This is a genomic window from uncultured Thiohalocapsa sp., from assembly GCF_913062725.1.
Classification (GTDB): domain Bacteria; phylum Pseudomonadota; class Gammaproteobacteria; order Chromatiales; family Chromatiaceae; genus Thiohalocapsa.
This window is the reverse complement of sequence record NZ_CAJXWY010000098.1, coordinates 1-8,394: the sequence shown is the minus strand read 5'-3', so window position 1 is coordinate 8,394 and position 8,394 is coordinate 1. Positions and strand designations below refer to the sequence as shown.

Annotated in this window: 6 protein-coding genes; all 6 read right to left on the bottom strand. The window is 62.3% G+C overall.

All coding sequences use genetic code 11. From position 1 onward, the window contains the following. Positions 1 to 196: 196 nt before the first annotated feature. On the bottom strand, positions 197 to 1,081 hold the full coding sequence (locus QZ588_RS17195) for a glycosyltransferase family 1 protein (RefSeq protein ID WP_366929603.1): 885 nt from the start codon (positions 1,079 to 1,081) through the stop codon (positions 197 to 199). A gap of 474 nt (positions 1,082 to 1,555) precedes the next feature. Next, positions 1,556 to 1,807, bottom strand: coding sequence for a DUF6447 family protein (locus QZ588_RS17190; protein WP_295544239.1), 252 nt, complete (start codon positions 1,805 to 1,807; stop codon positions 1,556 to 1,558). 113 nt (positions 1,808 to 1,920) lie between these two features. Beyond that, a complete protein-coding gene (locus QZ588_RS17185) occupies positions 1,921 to 4,326 on the bottom strand; it encodes a glycosyltransferase (protein ID WP_295544237.1) in 2,406 nt (801 codons plus the stop codon). Positions 4,327 to 4,477: 151 nt separating this feature from the next. Next, a complete protein-coding gene (locus QZ588_RS17180; RefSeq protein WP_295544235.1) occupies positions 4,478 to 5,518 on the bottom strand; it encodes a glycosyltransferase family 4 protein in 1,041 nt (346 codons plus the stop codon). Between the two features lie 226 nt (positions 5,519 to 5,744). Beyond that, complete coding sequence (locus QZ588_RS17175) at positions 5,745 to 6,986, bottom strand: IS4 family transposase (protein WP_295544232.1); 1,242 nt, start codon at positions 6,984 to 6,986, stop codon at positions 5,745 to 5,747. A gap of 365 nt (positions 6,987 to 7,351) precedes the next feature. After that, positions 7,352 to 8,173, bottom strand: a complete 822-nt coding sequence (locus tag QZ588_RS17170) for a SapC family protein (RefSeq protein ID WP_295544230.1) — start codon at positions 8,171 to 8,173, stop codon at positions 7,352 to 7,354. Between the last annotated feature and the right edge of the window lie 221 nt (positions 8,174 to 8,394).

Here is an 8,394-nt window from a genome sequence, read left to right as displayed (position 1 = left end):
CGCTTCAGCGCCTCCTGCGTCGCGCAGCACCCGAGCGCGTTGGTCGCCTCCCGGATCGCCTCCTCCATCTCCCACAAGCTGCCCGCAAGGCGCACTGTCACCGCCACCGTGACCTCTTTGCCCGATCTGCTGATGACCTCTGCCATGACCTCACCCTCTCACGCTGCCTCAGGAGGTTACAGCATACTCCTCGAAACTACATCATGCTGAGGCTGCACCCGTCCTCGGGGTCCAGCAAAAGCGCCGCATCTCCGGTGACCTCCGGCAGAGAGGCGCGATTGGAGGCCACGACTGGAGTCCCACTGGCCATTGCTTCGAGCACGGGCAGACCAAACCCCTCGTAGAAGGAGGGCATGAGCAGTGAGGTCGCGCCGGCGTAGAGCACGGGAAGATGCTCGTCGGGTACAAAACCCAAGCGCCGCAATCGCTGGGTAGGCTCCAGATGTTGTGCTGCCGGATGCCAGGTATTATCCCAGCCTTTTGGGCCTGCCAGGACCAACGGAAAGCGGTCCTGGAGCGCGCGTGGTAAGCGGTCGAAAGCGGCTATCAGTCCGCGCAGGTTCTTGCGCGGATCGAGCGTGGCTACCGAAAGTAGATAGCGGCCGTGGCGGAGCCCATACGTGCGAAGTATTGGCTCGGTCGAGGCAGCGCCGCGTGGGTAGAACCGCTCCGACACCCCCAGGGGTGTGACTGAGACGCGCGCCGGATCGACGCCGAAAACATCGACCAGCTCATCGGCGATGAAGCGAGACACGGTGATGATGCGTTCGGCGCGGGCCAAAGTGTCTGGCATACCACGCCGCAGAACATCAAGCGTTGCCTCATCGATGAACGTCGGATACCGTATCCACCCTAGGTCGTGCACGGTCGTCACAGCCGGACCTGCAAACTTCCGTAATACAAAATTGGGCTCATGATAGAGCGTATTGGCGGGCGGATTAGCCATATAGCGCCGAACTCTTCGAGCCTGAGATAGCGGCGATACGCTAATAGTCCAATGGCGGAGTGGCACATACCCAGGAAGGCTGTGCAGAACTCGGCGCAGCGCCGTAGGAACAGTGGTTCTGGCGCCGTCCACCATCGTCGTGGGTGGCTGGCCAGCGCGCTCCTGTACCTCCGGAGATGCTAGCGTTGTATCGAGCGGCACCCAGCGCCCGTTGCAAACCAAACGCAGCTCTTTGACGGCTCGGCGTTGCACCAGGGCATCAAGGATCTGGCCAGTGTAGCGGCCGACACCGCTGCGCTGGCCTACCAAAGGCGCAGCGCCTAAGACGAGCGAGACATCGGCAAGCTGCAATCGCGACATCGTTGAGCGTCGCGCAGACGGTCTGCGCCTAGTGAATTTCGCAGCGGTTGCCCCGCGGCCGCCCGCACCATTGGTATCGCCAACGCGGGCGTCGCGGCGCTGCTTATGAGGTCTGCGGTCGGAATGGACGCGCTAAAGAGCAGGCTACCCGATGCCGCCGGGCATTTGGGAAGCTGCGCTTTGCATGTCCGCCCTACCTTGAGCGACGACCATAGCGACCGACGTTATGGCCAGCGGCGGTGCTGCAGGTCACACCCCACGACAAGAGGATGCTGCGGTGTCGTCGGAGTCGCCCGCTGCTGAGCCGTGAAGCTCTTCCTGGAGCTGCCGAGCAAATTCGGCGCGGGCTGCCTGGAGCACCACTACATTATTGCGAGCGCGCCCCAGCTCGCCGTCGACGAAACGAATGTTCAGTATTTTCGCGCGGACGCTCTCCGACAAATCGCTCAGTTGGTAGGTCTGCCCGTCGATGGTGACACTCTTGGTTTCTTCTTCAGCCATTATGCCGTCTACGTAGAGTTGAACGAAGCCTACGACAAGCAAGCATGGTAACCCAAAACGGGCGCGGGCTGTGAAGTGCCAGGCGCAGCTGTGCGATTCCTCGGCCAGGCGTCTTAGGCGGCACACCCCTCGCTCGCACTCACCAGCTGAGCAGAGGGCGCGGCGCCAACAGCATCAAAGAGCCGTTGGGCAATGGCGCGCCAGTCGTATCGGGCTTCTGTTAACCGCCGAGCGGCCAATGCCCGACGAGCGCAATCTTCCGGAGCGGTCAGGATCGCCGACAGGGCGGCGGGGAAGCCGGACAGCTCCGCGCACCAGATGTGTTTGCCGTCTGCGAAGGCCAGTCCTCGGTTGCCGAACGGGGTGGTCAAAATCGGCACTCCTGCTGCCGCGTAGTGCAGCATCTTCAGGTTGGTACCGGAACCGCTCATTACCGGGTTGAGCGCGACGTCCACGGCTCGCAGCAGCAGGTCCAGCTCCTTGTCGCCGAGCATGCCCAAAGCATGCAGATTGGCTGGACGATTCTTCAGCACAGGGTGGCTGCAAACACTTCCCACCACTAGAAAATGCACACTCGTGTGCTGCTCCGCGACAGACTTCAGCGCTGCGGCCGCCTCGATATTCGGCTGGTGCCAGCTGCCCACAAAGACCGCGGTTCGCCGTTCGTCCAGGCCGAGTCGCTGGCGGACTCCCCGGGATTGTGCACGGTCGGTTAAGCAAGCCGAGCGGGTATCCACGCCGTTAGGGACTTCCAGGCACTTGCTCGCATCGATCTGATAAAGCTCGACGAAACGAGTCGCATCGCTTGTGGCACACACCATAATGTGCTGCGCCTTCTCGCAAAGGAGCCGCTCGATCTCTGCTACCTGCGCGAGATACGGCGCTGTCAGCGGGCTGTCGCCGAGCACTGAGCGCTTCATGTCGCATTCGACGTTGTGCGCTTCGTACCATAGTCGCGGCGGCTTTAGCGCTGCAATGCTCGGGTACAGATACGGGTGCGATGCGATGAGCAAATCACAATCGGCCGTGACTGCCGCAAGGGTCTCTACATATGCCGTCGTGCGGCTTTGGTATAATAGCGTCGCGATGTCATTCGCAGAGACTCCCAGCTCCGTGTTAAGTCGCCGCGCAGCCTCTAAATGCGCCTGACTCTTCGCGATTCGCAGCTCCACCAGCCCGGGCGCTAAATCATAGCGACCGGCAACGGTCGCATCGTCGCATAGCGTGACAAGGGTAACGTCGGCGTGGTGTCCCAGGGCCTTGTATAGGTGGTACACCCGGGCTTGGCCGCCCCCTCGAGGAGGGTGGATTGGGAAATCCACGGCGACGACGACCTTGAGCCGCCTACGCAACCCGTTCTGCGACTCCGGCGTCTGCAGCAAGGTAGCGACGGTCTGCGGCCAGTCGATCGGGGCAACCCGCCGGCGCGCAGCTTCGCCCATGGCGCGCGCGGCCGCGGGGTCAGCGAGCAGTTGGCGCATTGCCGCCGCAAGCGCCGCCGGCTCTGCCGCAACACTCAGTCCGGTGCGCTGGTGCTCCACCAGCTCGTTAACGCCGCCGGCATCGGTGGTGGTGAGCACAGGCTTCGCTGCGCGCATCGCTTCCAGCGTGATCAGCCCATAGTCCTCGTCGTAGGGTACGAACGGTACGAACATTGCTTGCCCGTATTCCCGAATGATCTCGGCGTCACTGATATGACCGAGAAATTCGATACGCGGATCGCCCTCCGCTCGGGCGAGTAATGCTCCTGCGGCCGGTCCGGTACCGGCGATACGCAACCGCCGCTCCGTCTCGACTTGGCGGAAGGCATCGATGATCAGATCCAACCGCTTCGGAGGAGCAAGGCGGCTCGCCGTGAAGATATGCGCATCCCCGGTGCATTCGGCGCGCGGCAGGTCCGAGGGGTGATGTAGGACATCCACGTCGACGCCCGTTGGGAAGTAGTCTGCACGCTCGGCAACGGTCGATGATATTGCCAAATATCGACGAATGGCGCTCGGCGCCATCCCAATACTGTCCAGACAATGGACGACACGGCGCACCAAGGGGCTCGGCAGCTGGAACCATTCCGCGAGTGAGGCGTCGCCGCGTAATCGCTCTAATTCGGTGAACAGCGCGTCTAGCTCCGACCTCTCGCCGCGGCTTTTCTGCAACAGCGAGCCAAGCGGCCGCAGCGCTCCTGGCAGCGTCGGCAGGGCCGTCGGCAGGCCGCTGAAGTGGTATGTATCATACAGCCCGCGTAGCTTGTGCTGGAGATAGCAAACATGGTTGGGATGTGCGACCATCCACGCCGGATATTTTGTGCTGATTATAAGGTCGAAATGACTGAGATCGAGCTTGCTAAAAGCACGATAGCTATCGAGTAGCTCCCAGAAATCCTGCTCCCGGCTCGGTAGCTTGATCAACTCGGCATGGTGCTCCGTGTGCTGATTGATGGCGGCCAACAGTCCCCACCACAGCTTCTCGGCGCCCCCCACCAAAAAAGGCACGCAGCTGGGCGCAACGATTGCGATCTTCACGGGTTTGGTCCTTGAGGGTCTACTGTCTGCAATGAGCAGTGGGGCGCAACAGGCGGATGCAAAGCACGCAGACTACCTTTGGTCGCCGGGCTTACTGATCGATGAATGCGTCTGTGCGCATCGTGCTGGTGTTAGGCCAAGGGCCATGCCCTCAGGTCGGCTGCGCTCGGCCGAGTAATCTGTGCACGACGCGCTCCCAGCTGATGCCCAGTGTGTCGTAGCGCCGACGCCCTGCAAGTCCGAGGTGGCGCGCGCAAGCTTGGTCGCGATACAGGTGGTCCGCAGCGGCTGCAATCGCCTGTGCGTCGGGCGGTACGACTAAGCCGGTCTCATTGTGGCGCACAAATTCAAGTGGACCTCCAGAATCTGTACACGTAATAACCGGCTTGGCGGAGAGCATCGCCTCCAAGGTGACGTAGCCATAGTCTTCGTCGCGGGGGCCATAAAAAACGCCAAGGCTGTTTGCATAGAAGGTGCGTTTCTCCGCCTCATTCACTCGTCCCAGCAGACGAACGCGGTCGCCGACACCCAGTTTGGCGATGAGCTGCTCGCATCGGGGGCGTTGACCGCCGTCCCCGGCAAGCAGAAAAACCACAGGTGTGCGCAGGTAACGGGCAGCCTCGATGAGTAAGTCCTGGCGCTTTAGCGTTTCAAGCCGCGAGGGAAAAAACAGATAGCCCTGGGGCCTGGCAGTATAGAATCGCTCGGGCGCTGGTGGCGGGTGGTAAAGCGGCTCCGCAGCGATGCCATTGTATTGCGATAGTCGCTCGGCGACGCGCGCAGAGTTGGCAAAGCGTCGCTGCACACGCTCCAGGGCGCGATTGTCGAAGTCCTGAATACGCATCCGCAGCGCGGTGTCTTCGGGGCTTGCGTCGGCTGACTGGTAAAGGTCGTAGGCGCCACGGTGTTGGTGCATGATCCACACACAGTGATCGTCATGCAGGACGCCATAGGTCGGAAATTGCAGACTGATGAGGGTATCAATCCGGACGCCGTTGGGCTGGCTGAGATCCAACCCATCGCAGAATTCCATGAGCGAGGCGATGTCGCCGTGTCGGTGATAGTTGAAGGGGAGGCGCAAGCACAGGGTCTCATGACCTTGCAAATGAAGCGCCGCAGTCAATCCCTCGATGTGATAGTCAGCCCCACCATACATAAAGGGTGTGACGTTGGCGAGGACGAGGACTTTCATTGCGGCCGGATGGCTGTACCGCCCGCTGTCGCCGTACAGGGTCTGTGCGGAAGCGCTGCTTGGTGCAGGGGGCTGAGCCGTGGGATGAGAATTGGGGAGATGTTCGGCGGGGCCTTGACTGCGTGCCCGTGCTGTCCTTGGGTGCCGGTCGCGCCCGGCGCAGCCTTCGGTGTCCCGCGATGCTGGCCGACGGGCAGATTGCGCAGCAATGCCATTAAGTTAAGCTCTACCGGCAGCGCTTGTAGTTGGGGTGGAATCGTTTCGGCTTCGTGGACTTGATGTCGCGCGGGAACGACCGATCCGGGCGGATCGCCTCCACCTCCAGCGCCATGGCGCAGACGATGCGTTCGAGCAGGTCCGGCGGCGTCTCCAGGCTGAGCAAGCGCACGACATTGTCCTTCATCTTCGACAGTGCGTTGGCGAAGTTGACCTGGTAGTCGCGGCGGCGCTCCTGATACAGACGCTTGGTCATCCACTGCGGCACCCACGCCAGGATCGCCGTGAGGTTGAGCGCGAGCACCTTGGCGAGGACATCCTGCTTGAGCGCGTGCACCGTGCGCCCGGAGAAATTCTCCACCTCGGCCCAGCATTTCTCCTTTTTATACCCTTCCTCGATGCCCCAGCGCAGATGGTACAAATGCTTGAAAACGCTGGTCGGGAACGCTTCCTCGTCGAGTAGCGAGGTGATCAGGATCTCCTCCTCCCCGCCCTTGAGGCGCACGCGGATCAGTCGCAGGCGCAACGCTGCGGTCGGCAAGCCGAAGACTCGGCATTGGCGGCGCGCCTCATCGCCGGGCGCGAGCGAAATAACGCTGCTGCGTGCCGTACCGGCGGCGAACGCCTGCACTTCGGCGCAGAAGGCGCGCGGCACGCGGGCACAGAAGTGGCGCTGCTCCGCCGCGTGGGCGGCAAACAGCCAGAACGCCGGGTAGCCGCGATCATAGAGCAGCAGATCATCGGGCCGCGTGCTCGGCAGATACTCCCCCGCCAGCACCCGCTCGCCGACGCTCTGCGGCTCGATATCTGCCGCCACCACCAAGCGATTGAGCACATCGTACAGACGCGAGAAACGCGCCTGCGGCGTCACCTCCCCGGCCTGGCCGAACGCCGCCGCAATCGCCGGCACCTTGGGCAGCAGAAAGCTCGATCCGTCCACCGCCAGCAGTCGAAAGCCGTGCCAGCGGCGCATGGGCAGCCCGCGCATGGCCGCCTCCACCAGCACGTGGCTGAGCTCCGCAAAGGCCTCGTGGCGCAGCTTGGCGCGCGCTTGCGTCAGTGCCGACTTCGACACGCTCTCTGCCAGCGGCTGATCGCAGACCACCTCAAAGAAGCGATCCAGTTCGTCCTGATTGGCGCCTTTGCGCAAGTTCAGCAGAAACTTCACCAACTGCGGCAACGGTAGCTTGCGCTCGCGGGTGAACGCCCGCGCGCCGATGCGGTGGCGCGTCGCGAAGGCAGGCGAAGACAAAGTATCACTTATGGCCTTATAAATAGAAGAAAATCGCCGCCATGTGCTCGACTTCGCTGGCGGTGAATGCGGTGGTCTTGGGGTTCACGACCGTTGGGCTGCTCCGGCTGCGTAGAAAATGGAAAGTCTTTTTATCATTTTATTCAGAGGCTTAGAGATTGAGAAACGCTAACTTAATGACATTGGATTGCGCAGGCGCGGCCGCCGAGTCCACAGCCAGCGCGCCCGGGGTCGGCATCTCAGCGGTCTGCCGCAGGTAATGATGCGCAGAAAGCGCTGCACGATGACGGTGTCGCGGGCGGATAGGTGGGACCGCGACGCCGGTCGCGGCAGTGCTGTTGAAGAATAATGACTGCCGCAGGGGATCAAGTCTCTGAATCGGCATCAAAATCGAAATTGAGGCTGTCGGCGGGGTCCTCGGCCAGTAGGCCGTCAAGGCCTGCGCCAAGCTGTGACCGAGCCGCACGACGCTCATAAATTCGCCGCAGCAAGCCCAGGCGGGGCAATGAGAAGACTTGCGCGTAAGCGATCGACAGCCCGTTACGCGAGCGCAAGTGCGCGAGGGCGGCAGCATCGAGCGTATTCAACCGCGCTTCGTCGATGCGCATCAGGCCCGACAGCAGCGGGCGATCCGCGTCAGGATTCGGCACTGCCAGCTCCCACGGCTGAAGCAGCTCGGCCTCGGCCAAGGCATCCACGGCGCTGTGTGTCAGCTGGCGGTTGTCGTCCGTCTGCTGCAGAAAAGCGACCGCCCGCTCCAGCAGAGGCTGGAGCTTGCCGTCGTCGTCAAAAAAACGCTCCTCGCCGGCCTCCGGCCGGGGCGCCTCCCGGTACAAACCGCTGTCGAGGTCGAAGCACAACACCTTGCGCCTGCCTTCGCCGATCGCGACCTCGCAAAGCACAAAGGGATGCCCCCGATAGTAGCTAGGCAAGTAGCCAAGGACCCAGCGCCCCGCTGCGTCTAGGCACAGGTTGTCGCCGGCATGCAGCCCTTGCACCACCGCCAGCTGCCAGCCACCGCCAGGCCGCTGCACAAAAGCCAGTGGAAATGTCGGCAGTGCCGCTGGTAGCTCGGCTAGCAGCAGCGGCGCCCAGGCGTCCCCGGCTGCAAAACGCAAATCGGTGTGGCGCCGCCAGCCGTGGGTGCGATGCTGAACGGCGTCGAGCGGCAGTAACCTTCCAGTCATGACTTGTCGCGGGTAACCTCTGCCATCCTCCGGAGCAGCGCGCTCAAAGGCGCCGCGAGCCTACCGCGTCGAGGATATTGGCCGCAATGCCCATCGCAGGAGCAGGTGGCGATTCCCCGCACGCAGGCCCGCCAGGCATGCTAACCCATGTTTGACATGCTGCTGACAAAATAGCTTTGTAAACAGTATGTTAGACGTACACAGAAGGCGGTTATGGCACT

Bases quoted from the DNA above. Each gene is read 5' to 3' on its own strand.
- QZ588_RS17195 (WP_366929603.1), bottom strand. From the start codon at position 1,081: ATGGTGGACGGCGCCAGAACCACTGTTCCTACGGCGCTGCGCCGAGTT.
- QZ588_RS17170 (WP_295544230.1), bottom strand. From the start codon at position 8,173: ATGACTGGAAGGTTACTGCCGCTCGACGCCGTTCAGCATCGCACCCAC.
- QZ588_RS17190 (WP_295544239.1), bottom strand. From the start codon at position 1,807: ATGGCTGAAGAAGAAACCAAGAGTGTCACCATCGACGGGCAGACCTAC.
- QZ588_RS17180 (WP_295544235.1), bottom strand. From the start codon at position 5,518: ATGAAAGTCCTCGTCCTCGCCAACGTCACACCCTTTATGTATGGTGGG.